This is a genomic window from Vibrio sp. 10N.247.311.51 (genome assembly GCF_041467855.1).
In the GTDB taxonomy this organism is placed as follows: Bacteria; Pseudomonadota; Gammaproteobacteria; order Enterobacterales; family Vibrionaceae; genus Vibrio; species Vibrio coralliirubri.
In genome coordinates this window covers 100,409-126,296 of sequence record NZ_JBFSVK010000002.1, presented here as the reverse complement: position 1 = coordinate 126,296, position 25,888 = coordinate 100,409, and the positions used below count along the sequence as shown (strand labels likewise).

Below are 25,888 nucleotides of genomic sequence, written 5' to 3'. Positions count from 1 at the left end.
GGGGTCATCATATGGGGCGCAGCATTTGAAGAATGGCCATTTGGTGACAGTGATGAATTGGGTGTGTTTTTGCTATTGCTATAAGAGAGGCAAGGGGGATTTCTGTCGAATCATCAATTTGAGAAATGAATGTTGGCTGTGTCATGAAATGGTAAGTTTTGCTTCGATTCGAACGCTAAGATGTATTTCAAATCAAGGCGACTTATCAAATTAGATTAGAGAGAGACAGAATGACTAAATCAGACAAAGTTTACGGGTTCAACACACCACAACGTCTATTCGTAGGTTACACGTTAGCCGTGCTGGTGGACTTAGTAGTGCTTAACTTTTTCGATGAGTACTGGGACTTTGTCAACATTGAATCTTTCACTATCTCTTTGATAGCGGCGTTGTTGCTGCAGTTATTGTTGAAGCTCTCTATTGGTTTAGAGCACAAAATTGCCGAGCACTTCAAAAGCAAGCCGGGCACCGCACCTAAGGTTTACCGAGCAATCACCACTTATATCATCTTGGTGGGCTCAAAATTCGTGATGCTAGAAGCGATTAACCTCCTGTTCGGAGATAAAGTGAGCTTCACAGGCCCTTGGGGTGGCGTGGTTGCTTTCTTCGCAGTGGTATTTACGATTCTGGTTGCTGAAGTGATTGTATCGAAGATCTACTTTGCTCTGGATGACAAACAAGATTCAAATGTGAAAGCGCTTAAAGAGACCAGCGCGTAACAGAACTAAAATACCTATGTGAATAACAGACGAGCCAGCTGATTAAGCTGGCTCGTTTTCGTTTGAGTTGCGATAACCAATTCGATACGCAAATTGGCTCTATTTTTCGTAAACCACATCCCCGCGTAACACCGTCATCAACACCTGAGTCTTAGCGATTTGTCTTGCTGACACTGTGGTGATGTCTCGGTCGAGAATGGCGAAGTCAGCGGATTTTCCTACCTCAATAGAACCTGTTACATCTTCAATTCCAATACTTTTGGCTGCATTAAGCGTGTAAGCATCAATCGCGGTGTAGATATCGGTTAGGCCTGTTTTACCCATAATCAAACTGTTCGCGATGCCGACTAAAGGATTGATGTCGTGTACGTTCCAATCACTGCTTAATGTGATATTCGCGTCGGTCTTGAGTATTGCGTCGAGGTTCATCATGGCTTTAGCACGGCGAGCACCAAGGAAAGCTTCGGCCCATTGGTGTTGATGCCTTGCAACGTAATCAGAGCCGACTTGGAAATCTGCGGTCACGTCTAGTTGGCGAAAGCGTGGCACATCTTCATCATTGATTAATTCGACATGGGTTAGGGTGTAGGGTTTGGTTGAACCTTGTTTGCGAATACTTTCTATTGCATCAAGCGATTCACGAACCGCTCCATCACCAATGGCATGAATATGGGCGCTAAACCCGATTTTCTCGAGCGCAGTTAACCACTCTTTCATTTGTTCTGGCGGAATATAGTTCAAGCCATTAGGAGATTGGGGCAGATAAGTATCTAAGTAGGGCGCGAGCGTTTTGGCGGTGCCATTGATAAAGATGCCATCACTGTACATTTTCACCTGATCGACAAGTAACAGACGGCTTTTATCGTCGGAATGCATTTTCTCAAAGACTTCTAATTGAGAAGGTATTGCCATCGATGGGTATACCCAAGGACGCAGCGACACGCGCGCCGTTAAGTCTTGATTTTGCTCGGCCTCTAGCCAAACGTCATACCAACCTCGTTTCCAATACATGCGACCGTCGCCAATGGTGGTGATGCCGTGGACTGCCGCTTCCTCAAGTCCGAACATTAACCCTTGGTAGCTTTGCTCAAACAGGTCGCTTTGGCTATTCCAAGCCATCTCCATCACTTGATCGCCAGCATTGTCTAATAAGATGCCATTGAGTTTGCCGCTGTCTTGGTCTTTTAAATAAGCGCCGCCTTGTGGGTCCGGAGATTGTTGGCTGATTCGAGCGATTTTTAGTGCTTTTGAGTTGACCCACATCGAGTGTGAAGTCTGCTCCATAAGCACCACGGGGCGATTAGGGAAGACACTGTCGATGATCTCTAGTGGCGTGTAGTCAGAGTCGCTATCGAGCGTCGCTTCCAAAGAAAAACCATAGCCCATAAGCCAACCTCTGCCATCGGTATCAGCATTGATTTTACAGGCTTCTAAGTAAGGGATTTGCTCTTCTAATGTTGCTTCAGAGTCGAGTTCACAATTGCCACCCAGCTCTGAGGCGGCTTCAAACACATGGTTATGGTTGTCAATGAATCCCGGCAAGACAAAGGCATTGCCTAGATCAATGACATCAGTGCTTTGCCCTTGAAAAGTTTGCGCCTGTGATTGGTTACCAATGAAGATGATCTTGCCTTTGTGGGTAACGATAGAGTCCGACTCGCGATGCCCGTATATATCAGCATTGATAAAAATTTGGTCAGCACTTTGGCTTTTAACGGCTGTTTGCGCTTGAACTGCTGTTTGCGCTTGGACAACGGTGTTGGCTTGTGCAAGCACCGGCGCTACGGCGGTAAAGCTTGTGAGTAATGCTATCCATGCAGTGCGTGACAGAGTGAGCTTGTTATTCATTATTATGTCTTCCATGTTCCACTGTTTAATAAGTATAGAAAGCGAGTGGCAAGTGTGAAACTCTACATGAATGACAAATAAAAACCGCTATTAATCAATAAATTGTGGTTTGAATAAGCCTTTCATCACGACTCTTGTCTTAGGCTCTTACGCAGATCTTTCTTATATTCGTCATAAGAGTTATAGCCATAGAATTTCCAGGTGTGATCACCTTTAATATTGTGGCTGTAGGTGATCTCGCCGATCCACTGCTGACGTGTGGCGAGAATCATATCGCGAATTTTTAATAATAAAGTGTCCATAGTTGCTCTCCTGTTTAAGTTCACTTGCAGTATATTTATCGGAGACGAAGAGAAGAGTACCCTCAGCGCAATGTTCAATACTTTTCAGTCAATGTGCTGATTTGGGTGGTTTGTTACGTATACTTTCAATATTAAAAGGTCATTGAGTATCGTAATGAAAGGTTACTTGGAAAAAGTGCCACAACGAGTTGGCATGTCTTGGCGCTATAAGAAAATTGTCGAGAACAGTAAAAGCTATGGTTGGCACCGACATGAAGAGTATGAGATAGCGATTCATCGTCACTTTACTGGTCATGGTTTTATTGGGCATCACCAAAGCGATGTGTTCCATAATCATATGATTTTGGTTGGGCCGGACTTGCCTCATGCTATTTATTCGGACGACAGTACGGATGACCAACGAGTATGTGAAACGCATGTGATTTGGTTTCGTAAAGACTGGATAGAGCCATTGATAGCCAGTTGTCGAGAGCTTGAACCTTTGCGTGCACTGCTGGAAGGCTCAAAGAAAGGATTGCAGTTCTCTCCTAGTTCGGCAGAGAAGGCGACTGAATTGTTAGACAGGGTGATGGAGAAACCACCACACCAACAATTACTCACCTTATTCTCGTTGTTTTCGGTATTACTTGATGACCAAGAGGTGGTGCAGTTAATTAACCCGATTTTTAAGGACAATGAAGGTGATGAGATCAGCGATAAGCTAGATAAGGTCGAAGCCTTCTTAATGAATCACTTTATTCAAGATATCTCGATTAACGATTTAGCCAGTCACCTATACATCAGTGAGAGCAGTGTTAGGCGTTTATTTCAAAAGCACTATAAAGAGAGCTTCAGTCAACGGCTTAAAAAGATCCGATTGAATGTTGCGTGCGACTTGCTGATTAATACCTCATTGCCTGTCAGTTTGATCTTGGAGAAAGTGGGATACGACAACCAAGCCAACTTCAATCGTCAGTTTAAATCCTATAAACAGGTGACGCCGACTCAATATCGAATAGCAATGAAACGTCATTGATTCATTCGCAGACTAAACGATTCACATAAGATTCTGAATAAATTACAGTTAAGTGAACTATAAAAATGGATTTAACGTATTACCAGGGATGTAAGTTTATGTTTTCACGAGACTTACTCGCATTACTAATAAAAACAAGTCGAGGTTAGGATGAAAAAAATATTATTGCTGCTTAGCGTGATCTTATTGGGTGGTTGTGTCGGCATGCCCGAAACCGTTAAGCCCGTTCAACAGTTCGAGTTGGATCGATATTTAGGGAAATGGTACGAAGTGGCTCGTTTGGATCACTCGTTTGAGCGTGGCTTAGACAACATCAGTGCTGAGTATAGTCTGCGTGATGATGGCGGCGTGAAGGTGATTAACCGAGGCTATTCGGCGGAAGAGGGGGAGTGGAACGAAGCAGAAGGCAAAGCGTATTTTGTTGAAGGCAGCGAACAAGGCTATTTGAAAGTGTCTTTCTTTGGCCCTTTCTACGGTGCTTATGTAGTGTTTGAATTGGACAAAGAGGACTACCAATACGCGTTTGTTTCTGGCCCAGATACCGATTACTTATGGCTGCTTTCAAGAACACCCGAAGTTGCGCCAGAGGTGATGGAGAAGTTCAAAAGCATGTCTAAAGAGCGTGGCTTCAACACTGACGAGTTGATTTTTGTCGAGCACACAAAGTAACGATTTTGGGCTTCTTTTGGTCTTTACCTAACTTTACTTATTTACCCTATGAAGTGTAATGATATTAGGCGAAAATAGCGTCATTATTAGAGACATAAATTGGTCATCATGAGTAAATCGTTATCGAAAAAGACTGTTATTTTCCATTGGCTTACCGGTATTTTGTTCCTTGTCGTGTTTGTTATTGGACTTCAATTTGAAGGCATGCCGCGAGGCCCCGAAAAAGGCGAGTTAATGGGGCTGCACAAATCGTTGGGTTTGATTGTTTTAGTTGTCGCACTTTCACGCTTGGTATGGCGTTTTAAAGAGGGCGCAATTGAGAGTGTTGCCGTATTGACGAGAGCACAAGAAATCGCAGCGAAAAGCATTCACCATTTCTTGTTGTTAGTGACGTTGGCGATGCCAATTTCTGGAGCTGTGATGAGTGTTGCAGGTGGACGTGCATTAGACGTGTTTGGGTTCGAGCTTATCGCTGCTGGTGAAAAAACCGAATGGTTACAGTCTGCGGCTTCTTTCGTTCATGTAAATTCAGTGAACTTGATCATGGTGGCACTTGCTCTGCATGTATTAGGCGCATTGAAGCATCAGTTTGTCGATAAAGATGGCACGCTAAGTCGTATGCTTGGTCGCTCATAGCCTGACGTTAAAGTTAACGATTTAATACGAAAACACTCGGTCTATACCGAGTGTTTTTTTGTTTGTGCTATCTGAACTCATTGGTTAGTTAAGCTTGCTTGCGAACCTGCAACACGCTCAGTATTGATAGAAACAGGAAGAACGCCGGATCACTCCAGCCGAAGCCAACAAATATTCCTGTAAACGCCGCATACAATGTGATGATGGCGCCAAGCATATTTGTAACCACCAATCCTTGGATGAGCTTTTTAGCGGACACGCCAGGTTCAATGTCTCTAAGCAGCCAGCTTATTGCAGCGATACCACCCAAAAATATACTGGTGTGTTGAGAGAGAAAGTAAGCGTACTTATCATTGATCTCTACGCCGTACATTGGCCACATAACGGTGGGTAGGAAAAACAGCGCGAAGGCAAACCCTGCGTAAATGATGCCGTGTAAGCTCAAGAATATTTTGTTGTTCATTGTGTCGATCTCTTTTTCAACTTGGTGATATCGCTAATCTGTCTCTTTGCTCAATACAGGAGTGAGTGAATGAGTGAATGAGCGAATGAGCGATGCGTTAAGCGTTGATTGGGCCTTTATTAATGGTAGTTAATGGCTGATTGACGTCAAAAATCACACCACGTACTTCCTGTACACCCATCTCTTTTAAGCGAGCAGCATGCATCGCTAGATAGGTTTCAGCACTCAGCTGATCTTCAAATAAGTAGACGCCGCCCCCCAGTTTTTCTGCTTCGTTCTCTGTCCAGATTTTCCAGATCATGCCCGGTTCGTTGTTAATCGACTTTGCTAGGTCAACGAGTGCGTTTGACATCTCTTCACCGAAAGGGCCTGAAAATTCAAAATCAACTTGTAGTAGTTTCATGGTGTTTCTCCGTTTAATAAATTCTGTTTAGCAAATTCCGTTTAAAAAATTCCATTAACAAATAGGTGTTCAAGACAAACAAGCCATTCTCGTTTGTTGTTGAAACTCATATTACCTGTAAAAAACAGACAGAAAAGTTCATAATATTGCCATTAACTGTCAGGATTTTAGACCGATGAGATTAAAGACCACCCTAGACCAATGGCAAACGCTTTACGAAATTGACCGCGCAGGCAGCATTCAGGCGGCGGCCGTGCAATTGAATAAGAGCCATACCACGCTGATTTATGCTTTGAGAAAATTGGAGGATCAATTGGGTGTGTCTTTGGTGCAAGTTGAAGGTCGCAGAGCGGTGCTGTCGGAAGATGGCAAATCACTGTTGCGCCGTGCAAGCAGCATGTTGGAACAGGCGAGAGAGTTGGAACTTATCAGTGAACAGCTGGCGAAAGGCGTCGAGTCTGAAATCGTGGTCGCCGTGGATCATTTGTGTTGTCTTGAACGTCTATACAAACCGATGGCGCAATTTATGGCGGAGAACAGCACAACATCGATTCAGGTGATGGAAACGTCGTTGTCAAAGACGACGGAAATGGTCACTCAAGAGCTCGCTGATGTTGCCATCATCAATCTGCCTGTCACCAATCATTCTGCTGAGGCTTTTGGCTTTACTATGATGGAGCCTGTTGTTGCGAGTTCACATCCGTTAGCTAGTGCTGCTTCTGTGTCGTTGAATCAATTGTCGTTTTTGCCACAAATTGTGGTGAGGGATTTAGGTGCACGATCCAGTCAAGGCGCTAAAAGCCAAGGCAACAAACAGGATGTGGGGTGGTTGAAGTCGAGTCAGCGCATTACGGTAGATAATTTCGACCATGCGTTTGGTGCGGTAGAGCAGGGTGTGGGTTACTGCCGATTACCAAAGCACATTGTGGAAAGTCGAGGTGGGAACAAGCTGACGGTGCTCAATGTCGAAAATGGCAGTGGGTATCACGTTCCGCTGCATCTGACTCTGCCAAAAGGGGCCAAGACAGGCCCAGCCGCAAAACGTTTCTATGAACTGCTTCTTGAGTCAGCTTCTATGGCTGGCTAACGGTTAAATATTTAAGACTAACGAGGCTGATTGCCGTTTAAGAACAGCGCGACACACTCTTTGGTGTAGAGAAGCCTTTCTTGCTCAGACTCACCGCTTTCGTGTCCGAAGAATCCCCAATACGCCGACTTACCATGGAACATCAGCAGTAGCTGTCTTGCTGCAATGATCGGCGAGCTTGATGTTGATAAGATCAAATCACCCGAGTCCACTTTGCTTTGTAGATAATCGGCGAGCAAAAGGGTGGTTTTTTGCGGTCCTGTTTCTAGGTAGATCGAAGCGATCTCTGGGTGCGTGTTGGATTGGCTCACCGCATTTTGAAAGGTCTGTCTAGACTGCTCATCAAGTAACAAATCTTGAAACTTCACACCAAACTTCACCAATTCTTCTTCCAAAGTGGCATTCATGTCAAAAGCAGAAGGGCTGAGTTCACGCTCGGCACACTTGGTTTGCATGCAGGTTTCGAAAAGTTCGTCTTTGTTTTTAAAGTGAGAGTAGACCGTTTGCTTGGAAACGTTCGCTGCTTTGGCTATCTGATCCATATTGATCTTGAAGCCATGTTCAGAGAAAAGCTGGCTTGCTGCGGTTAAGATCTGCGATCTCTTCTGTTCACTCTTGATGATTTTAGTCACGTGCTGTTTCTCATTGCTTGGTACTTGGTGTTGCTCAGTTCAATGCATTTCGTTCTGCGTTAAGCATTATGCTTTTTGTGATGGTTTTATCAATCATTAACGATGAAACTTATTTTTAACACAATCAAACTAGACAGTCTAGTTTGGTTTGGTTAGTCTAAAAAAAGAATAGGATTGAGTACCGCATAGGAACAGGAAGTATGTATAAATTGATGAAAGGAAGTGCGGTGGCGTTGTCTCTATCGGCTTTTCTTGTTGGATGTGGCGAAAAGGAACAAGCCCAAGATTCGGTTGATTCAACCAATCAAACGGCTTCGAGCGTCCAAACCATTTTAACTGTAGAAACGATGGCCTTAGCGCTGTCTTCCTCTTATGCAGTGCAGCGTGAATATGTTGGTGTGGTTAAGGCAGGTCAGCAAGCTAATTTAGGTTTCGAGCTGGCAGGTAAAGTGAATGAGATTCTGGTTGATGTCGGTGACATAGTAACCGAAGGTCAACCCCTTATTCGATTAGACACTCAACTGTTACAGACTGAATCGAGCCAGCTAAAAGCGCAAGCAGAAGAAGTGAAAGCTCAACTGAGCCTTGTTGCGGCGAACCTAAAACGTCAACGTTCATTGAAAGCGAAAGGCTTCAGTGCCGAAGCGGAGATTGATTCACTAACCAGTGAGCAACGCGTATTGCAGGCGAACTTGCTGCGTATTGATGCCTCGGTAAAAGGCAATCAATTGAAGTTGGTGAAATCGACAGTTCGTGCGCCATATTCAGGGACCATCGCAACCCGCTATGTCTCGCTTGGAGATGTAGTGAATGTAGGGAATCCAACTCTTACACTGCTTGCCTCTGAAGGGAAAGAGGCCTTCATCGGTATCCCTGCCCATCAAATGAAAAAGGTTACTTCACTTTCCGCACCAAGTATTCGCGTCGGGCGAGATGAATTCGCTGTGAGCCTGTTGAATCCGGGCGCAATGGTCGACACACAGTCTCGCAGTGTCGGTTTGCGTTATCTTTTTCCTGAACAATCGTCGGTATTAGAAGGGCAACTTGCCTATCTGAAATTTGACGAACAGATTGACGACCAAGGCTACTGGGTGCCATTAACGGGTTTGATTGACGGCCTACGCGGTGTGTGGAACATCTTTGTGATTGGTGAAGACAACAAAGTTGAGCGCCGAAGTGTTCAAGTGTTGTTTGCCAACAATCAACAAGCGTACGTGAGTGGTGCGATTGAAGATGGTGAGCAGGTTATTGCGAGTGGTTTACATCGCTTGGTTCCGGGCCAAACCGTGAAGCCAGTAAGCACTGCTGCTGAATAGGGAATAGTATGAAAATCATAGAGACTATTTCCAATACTCGACTGCTCATCTTGATGACGGCGCTACTGATGGTGAGTGGTATTTCTGCGTTCATGACACTGCCTCGTGCAGAAGACCCAGTAATCATCAACCGTTATGCAAACATCACAACCAGCTTTCCCGGTGCCAGTGCCGAACGTGTAGAAACCTTGGTCACTGAGGTGATTGAGAACAAACTGCGTGAGCTGAGTGAAGTTAAACTGGTGAGCTCAACCTCTAGGCCGAGCGTATCGATTGTCACGCTAGAACTTAATGACACCATCACCGAGCCAGAACCCGTCTGGTCCCAAGCTCGCGACAAGTTATCTGACATCGAATCCATTTTGCCTGCGGGCTCTCAATCTCCCGATCTCGATAGCGACCATACCTATGCTTTCACGACCATCGCATCTCTAACTTGGTCTGGTGCAGGCGAGCCTGACAGATTAACTCTGGGCCGTTATGCCAAAGAGCTCGCCAAGCGGTTACGAACCTTGTCGGGTACCGAATTCGTTGATGAATACGGGATGCCGCAAGAAGAGATTCAAATCAGTTTGCGTACGGCCGATGCTGCGGCGTTAGGGCGATCAAGTGCCAATATCGCTGAGTCGCTAGAAGGGGCAGACGCCAAGAATTCTGCGGGTGAATTGGTCAGTGCCTATTCCCGTTTTGGTTTGGAAATTGAATCTGAACTGGATTCCATTGAACGTATCAAGCAAGTCCCAATCGCTACCGACAGCAATGGTCACATCATTCGCATGGAAGATATTGCGTCTGTGAAACGTGGTGAGAAAACCCCACAAGACCAAATTGCGATTATTGACGGCGAGCCGGGGGTGATTGTCGCGGCAAGAATGCACCCTGATCTGCGAGTCGATAACTGGACGTCGAGAGCCAATGCTCTGATTGGCAAATTTGAGCAAGAGTTACCAAGTAACGTTAAGGTGACAGTGCTCTTTAATCAGCAAGGTTATACCGAGACTCGCTTAGACGATTTAGGCAAAAGCTTGATGATCGGTTTCGGTCTGATCTTGATTGTTCTGTTTGTCACTTTAGGCGTACGTGCCGCGATCTTAGTCGCCATTTCTCTGCCGTTAACTTCATTACTGACCCTGTCGATCATGAAAATGACCGGTGTGCCGATTAACCAAATGTCGGTGACGGGCCTAATTGTGGCGCTCGGGATCATGGTCGATAACGCGGTGGTAATGGTCGACACCATTCAAGCGTATCGTTTAAAAGGACAACAACGAGCTGAAGCAACCATGAACGCATTGAAGCATTTATGGGTGCCGTTATTAGGCTCAACCTTAACTACCGTGTTGGCGTTTGCCCCGATTATCTTGATGCCGGGTGCATCGGGTGAGTTCGTCGGTGGTATTGCGATTACCGTTTCTTTCTCATTGATCGGTTCTTACATTATCTCGCACACCTTAATTGCGGGCTTGGCGACCAAGCTACTGCCGAAACAACTCAGTGATGTAGACAAGAAAGGGCAGCACCATTGGTACATGACGGGTTTGAGAATCCCGGCTTTGACGCGCTGGTTCTCGTCTTCTGTCCGCTTTGGCGTAACGCATCCAATCATCACGATTGCTTTGGTGCTGTTGGTTCCGTTTACTGGCTACTGGAGTATGTCTCAGCTGACTGAGCAATTCTTCCCGCCATCAGACCGAGACATGTTTGAGATTCAGGTTTACATGCCACCTCAAGCGAGCATTTACGCCACCAAAAACACCTCTGAAAAAATAGACGACATCATTCATCGTTACCCCGAAGTGGAGCGTATCGATTGGCTGGTGGGCGCAAACTTCCCATCCTTCTATTACAACCTACAAGCAAGGCAAAACAACGCGCCATACTTCTCGCAAGCGATGGTGAAAACAGAGAACTTTGACCAAGCCAATGCGCTGATTCCTGAGCTGCAAAAGGTGTTGGATGAAGAGGTTCCGGAAGCACAAATCTTGGTACGTAAGCTCAACCAAGGGCCTCCATTTACTGCGCCCGTTGAACTGCGAGTTTACGGTGAAAACCTCGATACCCTAAAAGCGATTGGTGAAGATGTTCGTCTAATTTTGGCAGGTGTTCCTCATGTCACGCACACAAGGGAAACGCTGCAACCGGGTACGCCTAAGGTGTGGTTGAAAGTCGATGAAGACACCGCAAAGCTGAATGGTATTTCATTGAACCAGTTTGCTGGCATGTTGCAAACCACGCTGACAGGTCGTGAAAGTGGCTCTGTGATTGAGGGGAGTGAGTCGGTGCCAATCCGTGTTCGTGTTGCGGATGATGCGCGTGAAAACTTGGCTCACCTGAGTAATATTCGTTTGCCGATAAGCTCTGATGTCTATTCTACGGGTATCAATGTGTCTACCTTAGCTGAGCTTGAACTGACCACAAGTCGTGGTGCGATTACGCGTAGAAATGGGCAACGTGTGAATACCATTGAGGGTTATATTGAAGCGGGAGTCTTGCCTCAAACCGTGCTCAATGAATTCCAAAAACGCCTAGAAAGCTATCAGATGCCATCGGGCTATACGATTGGTTTTGGTGGTGAATCTGCTGAACGAGATAATTCAGTCAACAGCCTGATCTCGAACGTCGCAGTCGTGGTGGTATTGATGGTGTTGGTGGTGGTGATGTCGTTTAACTCGTTCCGAATGAGCAGCATCATCTTCATGGTAGCAGGATTGGCGGGTGGGCTAGGGTTGTTGTCGGTGTGGATTTTCGGTTATCCGTTTGGCTTTACGGTGATTATCGCGATGCTCGGGATTGCAGGCTTAGCGATTAACGCGGCCATTGTGATTCTGACCGAATTGAAACTCGATAAAGAGGCTTCCTCCGGGAATGTCGATGCAGTCGTTGAGGCCGTTATGTCGTGTACTCGACATATCAGTTCAACCACGATCACAACCGTGGGCGGTTTTATGCCATTGATCATTGCTGGCGGTGGTTTCTGGCCTCCGTTTGCGGTCGCGATTGTGGGCGGTACCGTGTTAACCACGCTTATCTCGTTCTACTTTGTGCCGGTGGTTTATCACTTGATGACTCGAAATCAGCGAAAAACCATCGCGACTCAAGCTGCGTAACTGTCTTTCAATTTAACTGCTCTTCAATTGCCCATAATCGAGCCGTATCTGGCTCGATTATGGTGTTGTTATTCTCGATAAATTCATCCCAATTCCTACCATTCTGTTGTTCTTTTCACCGCTATTACGCCCTCAATTAGTCAAATTATCCTTTCTGTTAGCCACAATATTCTTTCTGTTAGTCATTATATTCTTTCAATTCGTCACATTAGTGCATCGATGAATGCTTGGTTATCTTGCTGGTGAATGAGTGGGTGTTTTGAATAATCTAACCAGTGAATACCTTGTAAATGGTATGTGAATTCACAATCTTGACGGGCGTCACACTTCTATTTATTCGCTCTTTCTAATGTACCTTGAACTTGCCCTGAGCTGTGGTGACGCGTGAGTGTTTATCTGCTTTTTCTAAATCCCTTGTCAGCACTGGTCTCACCCATGTAGCACGCTGCTGGTGTGTGTCTTAATCGTCTTCTACTTCTTAGTTTTCGCATCCATAAATGGAAGGTTAGTTTCCAAGTTTGTTTGGTGAGCTTTCAAATTCAACTCTTCATAATGCGCCAAATGTAACAATGTATTTCAAAGTGTAACAATTAAGTCATGTTTTCTGTGTGGTTTTAACCCAGCAGTAACGGGCTCTATTGCATTGCTTTTTGAGATGCGGCGTTTCACATGCTCAACACATAAATATTCTAATGATCATGACAACCAGTACTTAGGCGTTCGTTCTGAGGCTGGATAACCATCGAGAAAGTTAATGGAAGCTTCAAGATATAAACGCATTTTATCGAGGACAAATTTGTCGAAGATTGGTTTGCTGGGAACCATTCTGATGCTCGAAGGATGTAACTCCGCATTGCTCGACCCAAAAGGTAGCGTTGGCGTTCAGGAAAAAGAGCTGATTATCACGGCTCTGTTGCTGATGTTGATTGTCGTCATCCCAGTAATTCTGATGACCATCTACTTTGCTTACCGATACCGCGAAAGCAATACCACGGAAGAGTATGCACCAGACTGGGCACACTCGACCAAAATTGAAATAGTGGTATGGACAATTCCAATCATCATTATTGCGATTCTAGCCACCATCACTTGGCGAACAACTCACGAACTGGAGCCATCTAAGCCTCTGGAAAGTGACGTTAAACCCATGGTGATCGAAGTGGTCTCTCTGGACTGGAAATGGCTGTTCATCTATCCGGAGCAAAACATTGCGACGGTTAACTATGTTGCGTTCCCGAAAGATGTTCCGGTGACGTTTAAGCTGACTTCAGACAACATCATGAACGCGTTCTTTATCCCGCGTCTTGGTTCGCAGATCTACGCGATGCCGGGAATGGTGACTAAGTTGAATTTGATTGCAAACCACGAAGGCGACTTCAAAGGTTTTGCTTCGAACTACAGTGGCAAAGGGTTCTCTCAGATGAAATTCACCGCATCGGCCATGCCTGATCAAGTGGCGTTTTTAAACTGGGTAGAGAAAGTGAAAGCAAGTCCTGATCGTATTGAAGATTGGGAGCAGTTCCGTTCATTGGCCGCGCCAAGTGTGGCTGAACCTGTGACGCTGTTTTCTAGTATCCCACCATTTTTATTCACTGATGTCGTGACCCAGCACCCTGGTTCAATGAACTGTCTGCCGGAAACCCAAGGATAATCGTCATGTTTGGAAGATTAACTCTAGACTCAATTCCCTACCACGAACCCATTATTTTGGTCACCTTAACCATGATCGCTTTGGTGGGTGCTTTAGTGGTGTACGCGGTCACTAAAGTCGGTAAGTGGCAATACCTCTGGAATGAATGGTTTACATCTGTAGACCACAAAAAACTGGGCTTCATGTACATTGCGGTTGCGATGGTGATGTTAGTTCGTGGCTTTGCCGATGCGGTCATGATGCGCAGTCAGCAATTGCTTTCTGCAGCTGGTGAGACGGGCTATTTACCGCCACATCACTATGACCAGATCTTCACGGCTCACGGCGTGATCATGATTTTCTTCGTCGCGATGCCATTGGTTATAGGCTTGATGAACATCATCGTGCCGCTGCAAATTGGTGCTCGTGATGTTGCATTCCCTTATCTGAATAACTTGAGCTTCTGGCTGTTTGTGGTGGGTATTATCCTAACCAACATGTCGCTTGGCTTAGGTGAGTTTGGCCGTACGGGTTGGTTGGCGTACCCGCCGCTGTCTGGCATTGAGGCGAGCCCGGGAGTCGGGGTCGATTATTGGATATGGGCGCTGCAAATATCCGGTGTGGGTACCACGTTAACGGGTGTGAACTTCTTCGCGACTATTCTACGCATGCGTACTCCATCTATGCCAATGATGAAGATGCCAGTGTTCACTTGGGCATCTCTGTGTGCCAACATCCTGATCATCATCTCTTTCCCAATCCTAACGGTCACCATCGCGTTACTGACTTTGGATAGATACATCGGCACGCACTTCTTCACCAATGACCTTGGTGGCAACGTGATGATGTATGTGAACTTGATTTGGGCATGGGGACACCCTGAGGTGTACATCCTAATCTTGCCTATCTTCGGTGTGTTCTCTGAAGTGACTGCAACCTTCTCTCGCAAAAAACTGTTTGGTTATACCTCGCTGGTATGGGCGACGGTGGCGATCACGATTTTAGCGTTTGTGGTTTGGTTGCATCACTTCTTCACCATGGGTTCTGGCGCCAATGTGAATGCCTTCTTTGGCATCGCTACCATGATTATCTCTATCCCAACCGGGGTTAAGATCTTCAACTGGCTATTCACCATGTACAAAGGTCGTATCCGCTTTACCACACCAATGATGTGGACAGTCGGATTCCTAATCACCTTTACCGTTGGTGGTATGACGGGTGTATTAATGGCAGTTCCGGGCGCAGATTTCATTCTGCATAACTCGGTATTCTTGATTGCGCATTTCCACAACGTAATCATCGGTGGCGTGGTCTTCGGCTGTTTTGCTGCAATTGGTTACTGGTTCCCGAAAGCGACCGGTTTCACTCTGAACGAGCTTTGGGGCAAACGCGCGTTCTACTGCTGGATCATCGGTTTCTTGATGGCGTTCTTGCCACTTTACGCACTTGGTTTTATGGGCATGACGCGTCGTTTGAGCCAAGACATCAACCCTGAGTTCTTCCCTCTACTGGCGGTTGCGGCTGCAGGTACGGGTGTGATTGCGATGGGTGTTGTTTGTCAGTTCGTGCAGATTTACGTGAGTGTTCGTGACCGCGACCAAAACCGAGATCTAACGGGTGACCCGTGGGGCGGACGCACATTCGAATGGGCAACGTCTTCACCACCGCCGTTCTACAACTTCGCAAAACTGCCTAAGGGCGATGAGATCGATTCGTTCTGGTATCAAAAGCAAAGTGGTGAGTTTGATCCAACTCAGGAAGAAGAATACGAACGTATTCACATGCCGAAGAACACACCGACAGGCATTTATGTGTCTGCATGGGCGTTGGCATTTGGCTTCGCAATGATTTGGTACATCTGGTGGCTAGCGGCGGCAAGCCTAGTGGGCATCGTGGTGACGTGTATTCAACACAGCTACAACGACGATGTGGACTATTACGTGGAAGTTGAAGAGATCAAAGCGATTGAAGCAGCTCGACGTGCACAGCTTGAAGAAGCGAAGAAACAGTCAGTGAAAGGCGACAACTCTGGTCGTGGTAACAGCGCTGACGGTGACAGTGATAACAACAAAAATAAAGATGATTTGGAGACGACGTATGCAAGCTAATACTCCGTCACACACTTATGATCTTGCACACTCGCATGATCATCACCACGAAGCTGCCGGCAATAAATTGTTTGGCTTCTGGGTTTACTTGATGAGTGACTGTGTCCTGTTTGCCACGCTTTTCGCGACGTATGCCGTGCTTGAGAGTGGATCAATTGCAGGGCCGACAGGTAAAGACATCTTTGAACTGCCATTTGTGTTTGTCGAAACAATGATGCTGCTGTTCAGTAGTATCACCTTTGGCTTTGGCATGATTGCAATGAAGCGTAAAGATGTTTTAGGACTGAAGCGATGGATCAAAGTGACTTTCGTATTGGGCTTAGCCTTTATCTGTATGGAAGTGTATGAGTTCCACCACTTGATTGCAGAAGGTTATGGTCCTCAAGAGAGTGCGTTCCTTTCAGCGTTCTTTACCTTGGTTGGTACACACGGTTTGCACGTAACGTTCGGTCTTATCTGGATGGCGGTGGCGTATCACCAGCTTTCAACCAAAGGCTTGAACGACAACATGTCGATGCGTTTCCAGTGCTTGAGCTTGTTCTGGCACTTCCTTGATATTGTTTGGATTTGTGTATTTACCATCGTGTACTTAATGGGGGTGATGTAATGGAACAGCATCTAGACAGCGGTGCAACGGATTATGTGAAAGGCTTTATTGCGTCACTGATTCTCACCATTATTCCGTTCTACATCGTGTGGGCACATGCGCTACCAAGCACGGAAACTTATGTGATCTTGTTCGGCTGTGCGCTGGTGCAAATCTTTGTGCACTTTAAGTACTTCTTGCACATGGAAGCGAAATCTTCCGATGGGCGTTGGAACTTGGTGTCACTGATGTTTACCGCCATTGTTGTATTGATTCTTATCGCTGGCTCGGTATGGATCATCTACAACATGAACGTCAACATGAAGTTGTAGGCTAGGGTATGCTGAAAAGATATCTGTCTATCACCAAACCGGGCATCATTTTCGGCAACCTGATTTCTGTTGCGGCGGGGTTCTTCCTCGCCGCAAAAACAGAACCAGCCAATGCGATGTTGTTACTGACAACATTAGCGGGTGTGGGACTTGTGATTGCATCAGGTTGTGTGGTGAATAACATCTTTGATCGAGACATCGACCAAAAGATGAAGCGCACACAAAATCGAGAATTGGTTCAGGGCAACATCAATACAGACGTCGCGTTTGTCTATGCCTTGGTTTTACTGCTCTCAGGTACAGCGCTTCTGTTTCAGTTCGCTAATCCGATCTCTGCGGTCATGGTGTTGCTTGGCTATGTGTTTTACGTCTTTTTCTACACCATGTGGTACAAGCGAACATCGGTTTACGGCACTTTAGTCGGCAGTATTTCGGGAGCGGTTCCGCCATTGGTGGGTTACTTGGCGGTGACTAATTACATCAGCCTTGAAGCGGTATTGTTGTTTGTGATGTTCTGCTTATGGCAAATGCCACACTCGTACGCGATCGCGATGTTCCGTATACAAGATTATCGAGATGCATGCATTCCTGTGTTACCGGTGAAAGAGGGCGTCGACAAAGCACATCAACACATGAAAGCCTATGTGGTAGCGTTTGGCGCAGTCTCGTTGGCGCTGTTCCTACTCGGGGAAGCTGGCTATGAATACCTCGCGGTGTCGGCAGCAGTTTGCTTTATGTGGACCAAAGTGACATTCCGTAAGGTCGATTGCCTCAACTACATCCAGTGGTCAAAGACCGTCTTCAAGGTCTCTCTGCTGGTGGTAATGAGCATCAGTGGCGTGCTGGGACTGGAGTTGATTCCGTTCCCTACGCTTTTTTGACTTAAGTTTGTCGTTGAACCCTCAATGTTCTGAAGTCCGAGGGTTTGACGACCTTTTATCTGTTCCGCTTTATTTTATCTGTTCTGCTTTAAGCTATTACCCTTCAAAAATATCACCAAGCCAATCTTCAAGCTGTTCTCGTTTATCTTGTGGGCCGTTGATGATCACTAAGCCGTTTAGTGTCGCGTGATCCCAAGAGATGGTGCCCGTTGCTAGCGCATCGAACACATCGAGTTCCGTAATCAGTAATAGATCTTCCTCGGTAGGCAAAGTATCTCTGCCTGACACATCGACACCCTTCTCAAACTTCACTTGGCTGTAATGACCTTTAATCGCTTCGAATAAGTTGAACTCAATTTTGCTTGGGTGGGGTTTCGCAAGCGCGGCTTTGATGGCAAAGACTCGAAAGTGATCCGGCTTATTGAGGTTGTTGAATTCATCGTCTTGTCTGGCTGTGATGATGTTGCCAAACACCTCGAGCGAACCTGGCTCTGTCACTAAACTAAATCCGGTATCTTGGTGAAGACCACAGGCAAACGTGAGTGAAGAGGTGAGTGAAAGAATCAAAGCAAATCGTTTTAACATAATGGTTATCGAGACCTATAACAGGATTAAGAATCTGACGACAAAAAAGGGACCACAAAGGGTCCCTGTATTTGTTTGTCATCCATGTGAAGCGGTCAGCTAATCGGACTGTTAGCTATTTAGCGAGATTGTTTGCTAAGTAGCTTTCGTCAAAGAGCCATCGTCGAAGATCTATCGCCAAAGAGTGACCGTTCGAGCTCGCTATTAGCGAACAATGAGCATGATCTCTTCTGGAGTCATTGGCTTATCGAAGTAGCTCATGAATTGACCGAAGCCTTTGATGTCGCCATTCGAGAACGTGAATGCACCAGACTGTAGGTTGGTACCAATCACTTGTTGAGCGTTTGGACCTGCAATCAAGATTTGGTTCAATACTGCACGAGTGGTGTCGATTTGAACGTCTGCGCCTTTCACTGCTTCTTCGTGTAACTGAGCAATACCGTTGCGAATTTCGATAGTGAATGCTTCGTTCGTATCAGAGAAGTTGTAAGTTAGCATCATGTTCACGTCTAACGAGTTTTCTGCGATAAGTGTTGAAGTCATCATGTCGAAGATCTGCTTGCTTGGTAGCGCAGTAAGAACGTCAACAGAAGCGAAGCTGATCATGTTAGAGAAGTCACGTTTGTTCTCTAGTTCTGCCGCCGCGTTAAGCGCCCAGTTACGCCAGTTGATGTTCACTTGGTCTGCAGCCCATGCTTTGTAAGCTTGTGCTTTCATCTCACGAGCTTCCATATCTTGCTTGTTTACCGTGATTGGGTAAGAAAGAATTTCTGCTCCAAATGTGTAGTTCTCAGCCTTAATTGCTGCTTGTGCAGTAGTAAGGATGTTGTCACGACCGCCCATGATCTCTACGAATGCTTTAGCGCGTTGCTCGTAAGCCATTGGCTCTAGCTGCCATGGATCCGCTTCGAAGAAACCGTTGTAACCTACGTAAATCTGGCGCACGGCGTGCGCAACGGTACCGTAGTGCTCACCTAACCAAGGGTGCTCAGCAAGGTGCTTAGGAAGTTTAACCACTTCAACTAGCTCGTCTGGCGTCATACCTTTGTTCATGTAACGGATTGTTTGGTCATGCGTGTATTGAATCGCATCACGGTAGGCCGTTAATACGTCAGATACCGCTTCTTTACCTTCAACAGGACGACCGTGAGAGTTAATCATGATCTCAGTGTCGAACTTACGCATTACGTCGATGCCCTTGAACCACATTGATGGGTCACGGAATTTAGTACCACGGATGGTGTGAAGGTTAGGGAAGTTTTCGCCTTGAAGTACTTCAGCCGCGTGCAGGATTTTTTGCTCTGGGAAGTAAACCACTAACTCATCTTTAGTTTCAGATGGCACGTTCTCGATGTGCATCTTAACGCCAGCAATTTCGATTTCGATGTGGCTTTGGCTTGGTACAAGCAGGTTTGGTTCAATGAACGAGATAGCACCTTGCATGAAACGTGGACCAAGGCCGTCGTTTACTGTGCCGTGCTCACCTTCTTCTACGTGCTTAGCACCTGTGTAAGAAGTACGGTGACCAAATAGAGTACCTAGGTTTGAAGACCAGTTAGCCACTGCTGCGGTTAGGCCTTCTTCAGCGATGATTTTTACTTCGCCTGATGCTACTTCTTCATCAGTCACCCATGCACGCACACCAGAGATGTGGTCGATGTGGTTGTGAGAATAGATGATGGCTTTAACCGGCTTGTCTGTGATTTGACGGAACTGTTCTTTAACCGATTGAGCCATTTCTACCGACTCGCCTGGATCAACAATGATGATGCCGTCCGTACCTTCGATCATGACAGGAGTGTCTAGACCGAAGCCGTAACCAAGATAAATATTGTCATCCACTTTGATGATTGCTTGGTCCATTTTACGACCGTGCTTGGTGAGAATTGGATGAACGTGATCAGATTCTTCTGTGTAAGCCAGAGAGTCGCCCGTTTTCGATACAACTTGGATGCGCTCGCCTTTGCCCCAGAATAGGTTTGACTTGTGTTCGAAAAGAACCTCACTCTTGTAGCGAGCATCAAGATCAATGTTTTGGTATTGCGCAGCATTTGCTGTCTGAAGTTCTTGGCCTACTTTCGATGTCGCTTCTACAGTTGGCGTTGCAGATGCAAAACCAGAAGCAAATAGAGCGCTCGCGATAGCAACAGGAAGCGCCATTTTTTTGAGTGTATTAGTCATGGTAGTGACCTTATATTTGGATACAGGAATTGGATTTCTTGAGCCAAATGATAGAGGTGGGGGAGGTCGCTATCTACGCGCTAATAATATTTCAATATATCGTTTTTTCGATGATTTATTTGATCAACGATTGTATTGGCGATTAATTTTGATCTAAATCAATTAGTAAATGAGCTTGCAACAGATACAAAAATGCCCTGAAATTCAGGGCATTTGTTTTACAATTAGTCGCTAGTTCATGAGTGGCTGTTATACGAGTGAATAACAGTCACATCATTGAATGCTTAATTGCTTACCAAGAGCTAATCGTTTACTAAGAGCTTAATTGTTTACCAAGCACCTAAGTATGACTTGTAAGATTGTAGGCGAACCGTTGCTGCGCCGATTACATCGATGAAGCCCCAGAACGGATGCGGCTTCTCAGCCGAGATCCAAGCCGCGCCAGTTGAACCAATAGGGATGTTGTAACCTTCTGGTTCTATGATCTCAAGCACGATAGTACGACCTAAACCATTGCCGTTTCTTACCACGTGTTGACCGACGCTTTGTGGCCCCTGAAGTGGAGAAATACTCGACTCACCGGTACCGGCATTAAAGCTGTGTACTTTTGCTCGGAACACGTGGCCTGGGTATGCATCAACGAAGAACTCAGCGAAGTCTCCAACTTGGACATAGTTGTAAGTTTGGTCTGAAATACGCATCTCAAGGAATTTTTTGCTGGTGTTGTAGAGGTGCATGTTACCCATAACAGAACCTTCAGCAATATTCACTATCGAAACCTGACCGTCAAACTCCGCTCTAATGGTCTTTTTCTCTTGCGCCCAATTTACTTTTTGTAAATCGGCTTTTAACGACACAAGTTCAGCATGCAGCACTCGAAGATCAGAGTCGTACTTTTCTACGTCACGCATATTGAAGATTTCAGGTGACGTTTCAGCACGCTCTAAGTCGCGATTCATTTGCTTGATCTCTTCTTCTTTCTGAACAATTGAAGATTCGATCTTTGCTTTATCTGCGGCAGAGTCGATGTCGACGAGTGTGTAAATTACGTCGCCTTCTTTAACCATTTGGTTGTGCTCAACAAGTACTTGGTCGATCTGTTGGCCAAAGATTGGTGACATCACCGCGTGTGGTGCTTTCACTGTGGTTGAGTTGGTTAAATCAACGGGTGCCCACAAGCGAGAGATTACTGCTAATACCGCAAGAATCGTTACGCCGCCAATGGCAGCCCATGTGTAGTTCTTGAAGTTCTTCTTAAGTGCGCCTGTCGCAAATAGCGACCATACAATTAGGATGTATGGGATCATCATCTCTTTCATTATGCGACCTCTTTTTCTGTAGCGGATGGTGTTGTTGGAGTCTTTTCTTCTGAAGCCTGTTCTTTTGAAGATTGCTCTACTGCAGACGGCTCTGTTACCGCTTGTTCAGGTGATACTTGGACTGTGGCAGTCTCTGTATTGGTCGTATCTTGTTTAGGCTGAACACCACGGCGAATCACATCACTCAGTGATTGACCAATATGTTTCCAGTTCGCCAATGCGATAACCAAAGCGATAACCCAGAATGTTTTGCTGATGAAGAGTCCGCAAAGTGACAGTGCAAACACGATCTGAACGTGAGCGCTTTTGTGCTCTTTTGCTTTATGCACACCCAGTTCATGCAACTGCCACATGCCGTAAACACCGGCTAATACCACAGCAATGGTCACTGAGAACAAGTAACCAGAGAAGGACTCCATCTGGAAGAAGTTCATCATCATTTCATTGGGATGATTGTTGAATTGAGACATGTCGATGTCTTTAGAATGGATTGTGCCTAATGGTGCAAGAGCCCATGCTCCAGCAAACATCACCGCCATAAACAGGCAGAATTTAATCAAGACCATCACAACGGCCCAGATTTTCTGGAAAACGATTTTAATAAAGTTCATATCTCAACCTACATCAATAAGAAGAGAGAATTTGCAGCCTAGAAGTCTAACTTTTAATGACATCTTAAAAAGTAGATGTCTATTATGTGGGTAGATTAGTACGCATAATAAACAAAAGTAATAGATGGTATTTAAAGTGATACTACTCAATCCAGACAACCGATTCTCGGTATCAAGAAGCGAATATGCTTCCTTACAAACCAATTCTTATTGTTAGCCTGAAACGCAGGTTGAATGACGATGCACTGTCGAACGAAATATTAGGCTCGTTCTTTTCGCTATTGTCTTCTTTACGTGTAATACCTCGTCTGTCGAGGGGATCTTCCATGGCAATTGACATAGTGTTGTAAAACATTTGTCAGCATTCTGTTTGGGCTAAGAATTGATTTGTTAGCAGGATAATAGGAAGAGTTTTGAGCAGTATCTACCCAGAATTACGATTTGATAATATCGTAATTACGATGAGTCACTATTACTCTAAATCGGTAGATTGAATTATTTGCTAGCGCTCAAATTCGGCTTTAAAACATCGTTAGTTAATTTGGTTTGGATCAATGAAATGACTAATAAAAGCATCAATAAGCAATTTGGCGGAATTCATATTTTTACACGCTTCTTACAATAAAGGGAGTAATAGAAGCGAATGATGGATGACATATAACTGATAATAGGTTTTTTGAGCACTGGGAAAATACGTTTCTGCTTACGGTTGAGTGCTGGATTCGAATTATTGTAGCTTTAATTCCTCAAATGTATATCTCAATGTCGCTGAACACTGTGTCATGATAAACGAGACAATATCGTATTGTTTATGTTCTATTGAATAGGTAACCTAACCCAATCAAATGCGATGTTGAATGGGGATGAAACATTGCAGTTGAAGAACAGATAGAGAAAGACCTAGCGGATAGCTAAGCCTTGATGTAGTGCACGAGTGAAGCCATGAATCAGGCACTGTGCGTTACTCATAGATAATCGACGAAAAGGTCGAGACTGATGCTTTACAGGAAGCGATAGTTCGCTTGCATTCCAAAGAAGTGCGCGCTGTTGTCATAAGCGCCTTGAACATTGATAACTTGCCTATTTGAGTAATTCAACGCGGGCTCGTCCAGATCGATGTAATCGTAGTAAGCGCGCAACTCCCAGTTCTTATTGAGCGCATAGGTAGCACCTGCGCCAATACGTTTGGTTTCGCCTACAGGGAGATCCATATATTGATGAGTTGCGTCATCTTGAGGGGAAGTTTCGTAGCTGATGCCTGTTTCTAGTCGCAAGGTTGGGGTGATTTGATAATGAGTACCTATGGCTAGGTTCCACACATCGTCAAAGTTACGGTCGACAACTTTTACTGAGTTATCATTGATGTCTAGTGTGAGGTCAGTCCAAGTTGATAGGTCATACCAAGTCATACTCCACAGCATGTCCCATTGGTCATTGACGGCGTGCACACCGCTAATTTGGATGTGTTGAGGCATGATAAAGTCGAGTCCAACATCACGTTTGGTATCGCTAGCCGAATGTTGAAGATCACCCTCACCGTAATGAGCAAGTTCAGAGCGGTAGATAAAGCCAAAACGGTGTTGTTCGTTCGGTTGGTAAAAGGCGCTAAGAGAGTAGCCAACCGTGAAATCATCCGCGTCTGCTTTGAATAAGTGTTCAGATCCAATGTTGCCAGTGCCGATAAAAGGATTCAACTCGCCGTTCGCAGTAAGGTATTCCGCATTGACTGAGGCACCCAATGAGAACTGCTCATTCACTTTGTAAGATATCGAAGGCATCAGTTGAACAGTCATGAATTCAACATTCTTTAATAAACGCTGTCCAGAAAAGTTATCACCATAATCGATCCCCGAACCACCTTGAGAAGCCAAAGCAAAACCAGCGTGAAATTTGTCGTTTATAGGGGCAACAAAGTAGAAGCTTCCCACCGGAGCCCAACCACCAGCATCAATGTTATTGTCAAAACGCTCTGTTGGGTTTGTGTCTGAATAGTTGATGTCTGTGTAGAGGCCGGCCAGATTGACGGTGAGTTCAGGATTTTCTAGCTGAGACATAGCGGCAGGGTTAGTCCATGCGGTTAACGCACTTTCAGCTAACGCTGCCGACCCCGCGCCTGCGGTACTGGCGTTGAGAGAACCAAGTTCAGGAAGAAGGTGAGCCGCAGCCTGTGCTGGGTTTGAAAGCATCGCGTTACTCGTCATCATCGCAATAGTGATGGCAAGGTAGTGTTTTTTCATGGGGAAGCCTATTAAGAAACTAATTACGCGGGATGTTAGTGTCTCAATTTGGGACTTTAAACGAGGGATTCTTATTTCATTCTATCGTTTTTACGATAGCATGGTGCTCATGGTCGCCTAACGAGTAATGATATATGAGCAACGACATCCCCAACTTCAATCTACTTGCCGTGTTTTCTGCGGTGATGGAGCAGGGCAGTTTAAGCAAAGCTGCGGATCAACTCAGTACCAACCAATCGACCATCAGCACCGCGTTAGCTCGTCTAAAGAAAGAGATTGGCCAAGAGCTTTTTGTTCGCAAAGGAAGAGGTGTTGCGCCTACGTCTTATGCACAAAGCTTGTATGAACAAATTAAAGCGCCGATCAATGAACTCAATGGCGTCTTTCAGTCGATGGCTAATTTTGATGAGCAATCCTCTGAGCGTAAGTTTGTGATCTCTGCGCCTGAGCACTTACAGTGGGTGCTGCTCAATAGTTTCGCGGCGCTTCCCAATCAAAACTTGTCGCTGGAAGTCTTTGATCAGCCAGACAGTGATGAGCGCATTTACGAAGATCTTTTGACTCAAGAGTTCGATGCGATGATCGATATTGTGGTGCCTGAACACCCAAGCATCGTCAGTGAAACACTTTATGAAGGCGAGTTTGTGATCGTGTGTCGAGCTGATCACCCGCGAATTCAAGGTGAAATCAGCGAAGCTCAGTTCCTAAGTGAAAAGCACGCCGTATTAGACAGAACACGACGCAAAGTTCGTAGTTTGAATCACTACACTTCTTTGGATCTGTCCCAGCGTGAAATCGTGTTCCATGGACGCTCGCTGTTCAGTAATATCTTGCTGTGTAGCCAATCCGATTACATCACTGTGGTGCCTTTATCTATGGCCGTGCAGTTCCAAGAAAAGTTAAGTTTGCAGCTGTTCAAGCCACCCTTTGAATATCAGCCGATGTCTCACTACCTGATTTGGTTGAAGAAGCAGAACAGCGACCCCGCTCATAAATGGTTCAGAGAACAAGTCATCAGTACATCAGACTCAATGTCGAAGGCGCTTAAAGATAGGCGGTTGCGATTTTAATTGAGAGTCTAAATCTAAGGGGGAGCATTGGCTTCCCTTTTTTGTGTCTTTTAGTTGGTACTAGTCAATATGTTAATAACAAAAAATTATTAAAATGAGAATATTTAATAATTTCACTGATTTGTGTGTGTTCAGTAATATACCTAGCAAC

General features: G+C 45.4%; 23 protein-coding genes. 13 read left to right on the top strand and 10 right to left on the bottom strand.

Annotated elements, in window-relative coordinates; genetic code table 11:
- Positions 1–230 precede the first annotated feature (230 nt).
- Positions 231–719 carry a hypothetical protein gene (locus tag AB6E85_RS02690; protein ID WP_172380128.1) on the top strand — a complete coding sequence of 163 codons (489 nt, stop codon included), beginning with the start codon at positions 231–233 and terminating at the stop codon, positions 717–719.
- A gap of 99 nt (positions 720–818) precedes the next feature.
- Here the strand turns inward: AB6E85_RS02690 and AB6E85_RS02685 are convergent, their stop codons facing one another.
- Positions 819–2,567 (bottom strand): amidohydrolase, encoded by a 1,749-nt coding sequence (locus AB6E85_RS02685; protein WP_372141338.1) that lies wholly within the window; start codon positions 2,565–2,567, stop codon positions 819–821.
- A gap of 125 nt (positions 2,568–2,692) precedes the next feature.
- Positions 2,693–2,869 (bottom strand): hypothetical protein, encoded by a 177-nt coding sequence (locus AB6E85_RS02680; protein ID WP_017086128.1) that lies wholly within the window; start codon positions 2,867–2,869, stop codon positions 2,693–2,695.
- 154 nt (positions 2,870–3,023) lie between these two features.
- Here AB6E85_RS02680 and AB6E85_RS02675 point away from each other — a divergent pair, with 154 nt between their 5' ends.
- The 3 genes from AB6E85_RS02675 to AB6E85_RS02665 all read left to right on the top strand — a co-directional run bounded on the left by AB6E85_RS02675 (position 3,024) and on the right by AB6E85_RS02665 (position 5,189).
- Positions 3,024–3,884, top strand: a complete 861-nt coding sequence (locus AB6E85_RS02675; RefSeq protein ID WP_050646903.1) for an AraC family transcriptional regulator — start codon at positions 3,024–3,026, stop codon at positions 3,882–3,884.
- 150 nt (positions 3,885–4,034) lie between these two features.
- Positions 4,035–4,553, top strand: coding sequence for a lipocalin family protein (locus AB6E85_RS02670; RefSeq protein WP_050622051.1), 519 nt, complete (start codon positions 4,035–4,037; stop codon positions 4,551–4,553).
- Between the two features lie 108 nt (positions 4,554–4,661).
- Positions 4,662–5,189 carry a cytochrome b gene (locus AB6E85_RS02665; RefSeq protein ID WP_050622050.1) on the top strand — a complete coding sequence of 176 codons (528 nt, stop codon included), beginning with the start codon at positions 4,662–4,664 and terminating at the stop codon, positions 5,187–5,189.
- An 88-nt stretch (positions 5,190–5,277) separates the two neighbouring features.
- Here AB6E85_RS02665 and AB6E85_RS02660 read toward each other — a convergent pair whose 3' ends face one another.
- Positions 5,278–5,652: a hypothetical protein gene (locus AB6E85_RS02660; protein WP_050622049.1), complete on the bottom strand. Its 375-nt coding sequence runs from the start codon at positions 5,650–5,652 to the stop codon at positions 5,278–5,280.
- 97 nt (positions 5,653–5,749) lie between these two features.
- The gene (locus AB6E85_RS02655; RefSeq protein WP_048609337.1) at positions 5,750–6,055 is read right to left on the bottom strand and encodes a monooxygenase; all 306 of its coding nucleotides are present in this window, start codon (positions 6,053–6,055) and stop codon (positions 5,750–5,752) included.
- Positions 6,056–6,230: 175 nt separating this feature from the next.
- On the opposite strand from AB6E85_RS02655, the gene AB6E85_RS02650 reads away from it, so the two are divergent.
- A complete protein-coding gene (locus tag AB6E85_RS02650; protein WP_372141336.1) occupies positions 6,231–7,142 on the top strand; it encodes a LysR family transcriptional regulator in 912 nt (303 codons plus the stop codon).
- Between the two features lie 17 nt (positions 7,143–7,159).
- Here the strand turns inward: AB6E85_RS02650 and AB6E85_RS02645 are convergent, their stop codons facing one another.
- Positions 7,160–7,774, bottom strand: a complete 615-nt coding sequence (locus AB6E85_RS02645; protein ID WP_372141334.1) for a TetR/AcrR family transcriptional regulator — start codon at positions 7,772–7,774, stop codon at positions 7,160–7,162.
- A gap of 200 nt (positions 7,775–7,974) precedes the next feature.
- On the opposite strand from AB6E85_RS02645, the gene AB6E85_RS02640 reads away from it, so the two are divergent.
- The 7 genes from AB6E85_RS02640 (at position 7,975) to cyoE (ending at position 17,734) form a co-directional block, all read left to right on the top strand.
- Complete coding sequence (locus AB6E85_RS02640; protein WP_372141333.1) at positions 7,975–9,090, top strand: efflux RND transporter periplasmic adaptor subunit; 1,116 nt, start codon at positions 7,975–7,977, stop codon at positions 9,088–9,090.
- A gap of 8 nt (positions 9,091–9,098) precedes the next feature.
- Complete coding sequence (locus tag AB6E85_RS02635; protein ID WP_372141331.1) at positions 9,099–12,197, top strand: efflux RND transporter permease subunit; 3,099 nt, start codon at positions 9,099–9,101, stop codon at positions 12,195–12,197.
- A gap of 754 nt (positions 12,198–12,951) precedes the next feature.
- A complete protein-coding gene (gene cyoA, locus AB6E85_RS02630) occupies positions 12,952–13,848 on the top strand; it encodes a ubiquinol oxidase subunit II (protein ID WP_081090247.1) in 897 nt (298 codons plus the stop codon).
- A gap of 5 nt (positions 13,849–13,853) precedes the next feature.
- Entirely contained in the window at positions 13,854–15,935 is a 2,082-nt protein-coding gene (cyoB, locus tag AB6E85_RS02625; RefSeq protein ID WP_372141329.1) for a cytochrome o ubiquinol oxidase subunit I, read from the top strand.
- Positions 15,925–16,542: a cytochrome o ubiquinol oxidase subunit III gene (gene cyoC, locus AB6E85_RS02620; protein WP_016786087.1), complete on the top strand. Its 618-nt coding sequence runs from the start codon at positions 15,925–15,927 to the stop codon at positions 16,540–16,542. Before cyoB ends, cyoC begins: the two co-directional genes overlap by 11 nt.
- Positions 16,542–16,853 (top strand): cytochrome o ubiquinol oxidase subunit IV, encoded by a 312-nt coding sequence (gene cyoD, locus AB6E85_RS02615; RefSeq protein ID WP_016786088.1) that lies wholly within the window; start codon positions 16,542–16,544, stop codon positions 16,851–16,853. The genes cyoC and cyoD overlap by 1 nt, the downstream gene beginning before the upstream one ends.
- Positions 16,854–16,861: 8 nt before the next feature.
- Positions 16,862–17,734 carry a heme o synthase gene (gene cyoE / locus AB6E85_RS02610; RefSeq protein WP_372141328.1) on the top strand — a complete coding sequence of 291 codons (873 nt, stop codon included), beginning with the start codon at positions 16,862–16,864 and terminating at the stop codon, positions 17,732–17,734.
- A gap of 96 nt (positions 17,735–17,830) precedes the next feature.
- Here the strand turns inward: cyoE and AB6E85_RS02605 are convergent, their stop codons facing one another.
- From AB6E85_RS02605 to AB6E85_RS02585, 5 genes are all read right to left on the bottom strand, one after another.
- Positions 17,831–18,319 (bottom strand): hypothetical protein, encoded by a 489-nt coding sequence (locus tag AB6E85_RS02605; protein ID WP_372141326.1) that lies wholly within the window; start codon positions 18,317–18,319, stop codon positions 17,831–17,833.
- Between the two features lie 204 nt (positions 18,320–18,523).
- Positions 18,524–20,500 (bottom strand): alkyl sulfatase dimerization domain-containing protein, encoded by a 1,977-nt coding sequence (locus AB6E85_RS02600; protein ID WP_372141325.1) that lies wholly within the window; start codon positions 20,498–20,500, stop codon positions 18,524–18,526.
- Positions 20,501–20,829: 329 nt separating this feature from the next.
- Positions 20,830–21,819, bottom strand: a complete 990-nt coding sequence (locus tag AB6E85_RS02595) for an efflux RND transporter periplasmic adaptor subunit (protein ID WP_048614593.1) — start codon at positions 21,817–21,819, stop codon at positions 20,830–20,832.
- Positions 21,819–22,430: a magnesium transporter gene (locus AB6E85_RS02590; protein ID WP_372141323.1), complete on the bottom strand. Its 612-nt coding sequence runs from the start codon at positions 22,428–22,430 to the stop codon at positions 21,819–21,821. Before AB6E85_RS02590 ends, AB6E85_RS02595 begins: the two co-directional genes overlap by 1 nt.
- A gap of 1,001 nt (positions 22,431–23,431) precedes the next feature.
- The gene (locus AB6E85_RS02585; protein ID WP_372141322.1) at positions 23,432–24,667 is read right to left on the bottom strand and encodes an OmpP1/FadL family transporter; all 1,236 of its coding nucleotides are present in this window, start codon (positions 24,665–24,667) and stop codon (positions 23,432–23,434) included.
- 134 nt (positions 24,668–24,801) lie between these two features.
- Here AB6E85_RS02585 and AB6E85_RS02580 point away from each other — a divergent pair, with 134 nt between their 5' ends.
- On the top strand, positions 24,802–25,737 hold the full coding sequence (locus AB6E85_RS02580) for a LysR family transcriptional regulator (protein ID WP_372141321.1): 936 nt from the start codon (positions 24,802–24,804) through the stop codon (positions 25,735–25,737).
- The last annotated feature ends 151 nt before the right edge of the window (positions 25,738–25,888 follow it).

Excerpts from the sequence above, each read along its gene's own strand:
- AB6E85_RS02595 (WP_048614593.1), bottom strand. The coding sequence starts at position 21,819 with ATGAAAGAGATGATGATCCCATACATCCTAATTGTATGGTCGCTATTT.
- AB6E85_RS02685 (WP_372141338.1), bottom strand. The coding sequence starts at position 2,567 with ATGAATAACAAGCTCACTCTGTCACGCACTGCATGGATAGCATTACTC.
- AB6E85_RS02585 (WP_372141322.1), bottom strand. The coding sequence starts at position 24,667 with ATGAAAAAACACTACCTTGCCATCACTATTGCGATGATGACGAGTAAC.
- cyoD (WP_016786088.1), top strand. The coding sequence starts at position 16,542 with ATGGAACAGCATCTAGACAGCGGTGCAACGGATTATGTGAAAGGCTTT.
- AB6E85_RS02680 (WP_017086128.1), bottom strand. The coding sequence starts at position 2,869 with ATGGACACTTTATTATTAAAAATTCGCGATATGATTCTCGCCACACGT.
- cyoA (WP_081090247.1), top strand. The coding sequence starts at position 12,952 with ATGGAAGCTTCAAGATATAAACGCATTTTATCGAGGACAAATTTGTCG.
- AB6E85_RS02665 (WP_050622050.1), top strand. The coding sequence starts at position 4,662 with ATGAGTAAATCGTTATCGAAAAAGACTGTTATTTTCCATTGGCTTACC.
- AB6E85_RS02670 (WP_050622051.1), top strand. The coding sequence starts at position 4,035 with ATGAAAAAAATATTATTGCTGCTTAGCGTGATCTTATTGGGTGGTTGT.
- AB6E85_RS02690 (WP_172380128.1), top strand. The coding sequence starts at position 231 with ATGACTAAATCAGACAAAGTTTACGGGTTCAACACACCACAACGTCTA.
- AB6E85_RS02580 (WP_372141321.1), top strand. The coding sequence starts at position 24,802 with ATGAGCAACGACATCCCCAACTTCAATCTACTTGCCGTGTTTTCTGCG.
- AB6E85_RS02590 (WP_372141323.1), bottom strand. The coding sequence starts at position 22,430 with ATGAACTTTATTAAAATCGTTTTCCAGAAAATCTGGGCCGTTGTGATG.
- cyoC (WP_016786087.1), top strand. The coding sequence starts at position 15,925 with ATGCAAGCTAATACTCCGTCACACACTTATGATCTTGCACACTCGCAT.
- AB6E85_RS02640 (WP_372141333.1), top strand. The coding sequence starts at position 7,975 with ATGTATAAATTGATGAAAGGAAGTGCGGTGGCGTTGTCTCTATCGGCT.
- AB6E85_RS02650 (WP_372141336.1), top strand. The coding sequence starts at position 6,231 with ATGAGATTAAAGACCACCCTAGACCAATGGCAAACGCTTTACGAAATT.
- AB6E85_RS02600 (WP_372141325.1), bottom strand. The coding sequence starts at position 20,500 with ATGACTAATACACTCAAAAAAATGGCGCTTCCTGTTGCTATCGCGAGC.
- AB6E85_RS02655 (WP_048609337.1), bottom strand. The coding sequence starts at position 6,055 with ATGAAACTACTACAAGTTGATTTTGAATTTTCAGGCCCTTTCGGTGAA.
- AB6E85_RS02605 (WP_372141326.1), bottom strand. The coding sequence starts at position 18,319 with ATGTTAAAACGATTTGCTTTGATTCTTTCACTCACCTCTTCACTCACG.
- AB6E85_RS02635 (WP_372141331.1), top strand. The coding sequence starts at position 9,099 with ATGAAAATCATAGAGACTATTTCCAATACTCGACTGCTCATCTTGATG.
- AB6E85_RS02675 (WP_050646903.1), top strand. The coding sequence starts at position 3,024 with ATGAAAGGTTACTTGGAAAAAGTGCCACAACGAGTTGGCATGTCTTGG.
- cyoE (WP_372141328.1), top strand. The coding sequence starts at position 16,862 with ATGCTGAAAAGATATCTGTCTATCACCAAACCGGGCATCATTTTCGGC.
- cyoB (WP_372141329.1), top strand. The coding sequence starts at position 13,854 with ATGTTTGGAAGATTAACTCTAGACTCAATTCCCTACCACGAACCCATT.
- AB6E85_RS02660 (WP_050622049.1), bottom strand. The coding sequence starts at position 5,652 with ATGAACAACAAAATATTCTTGAGCTTACACGGCATCATTTACGCAGGG.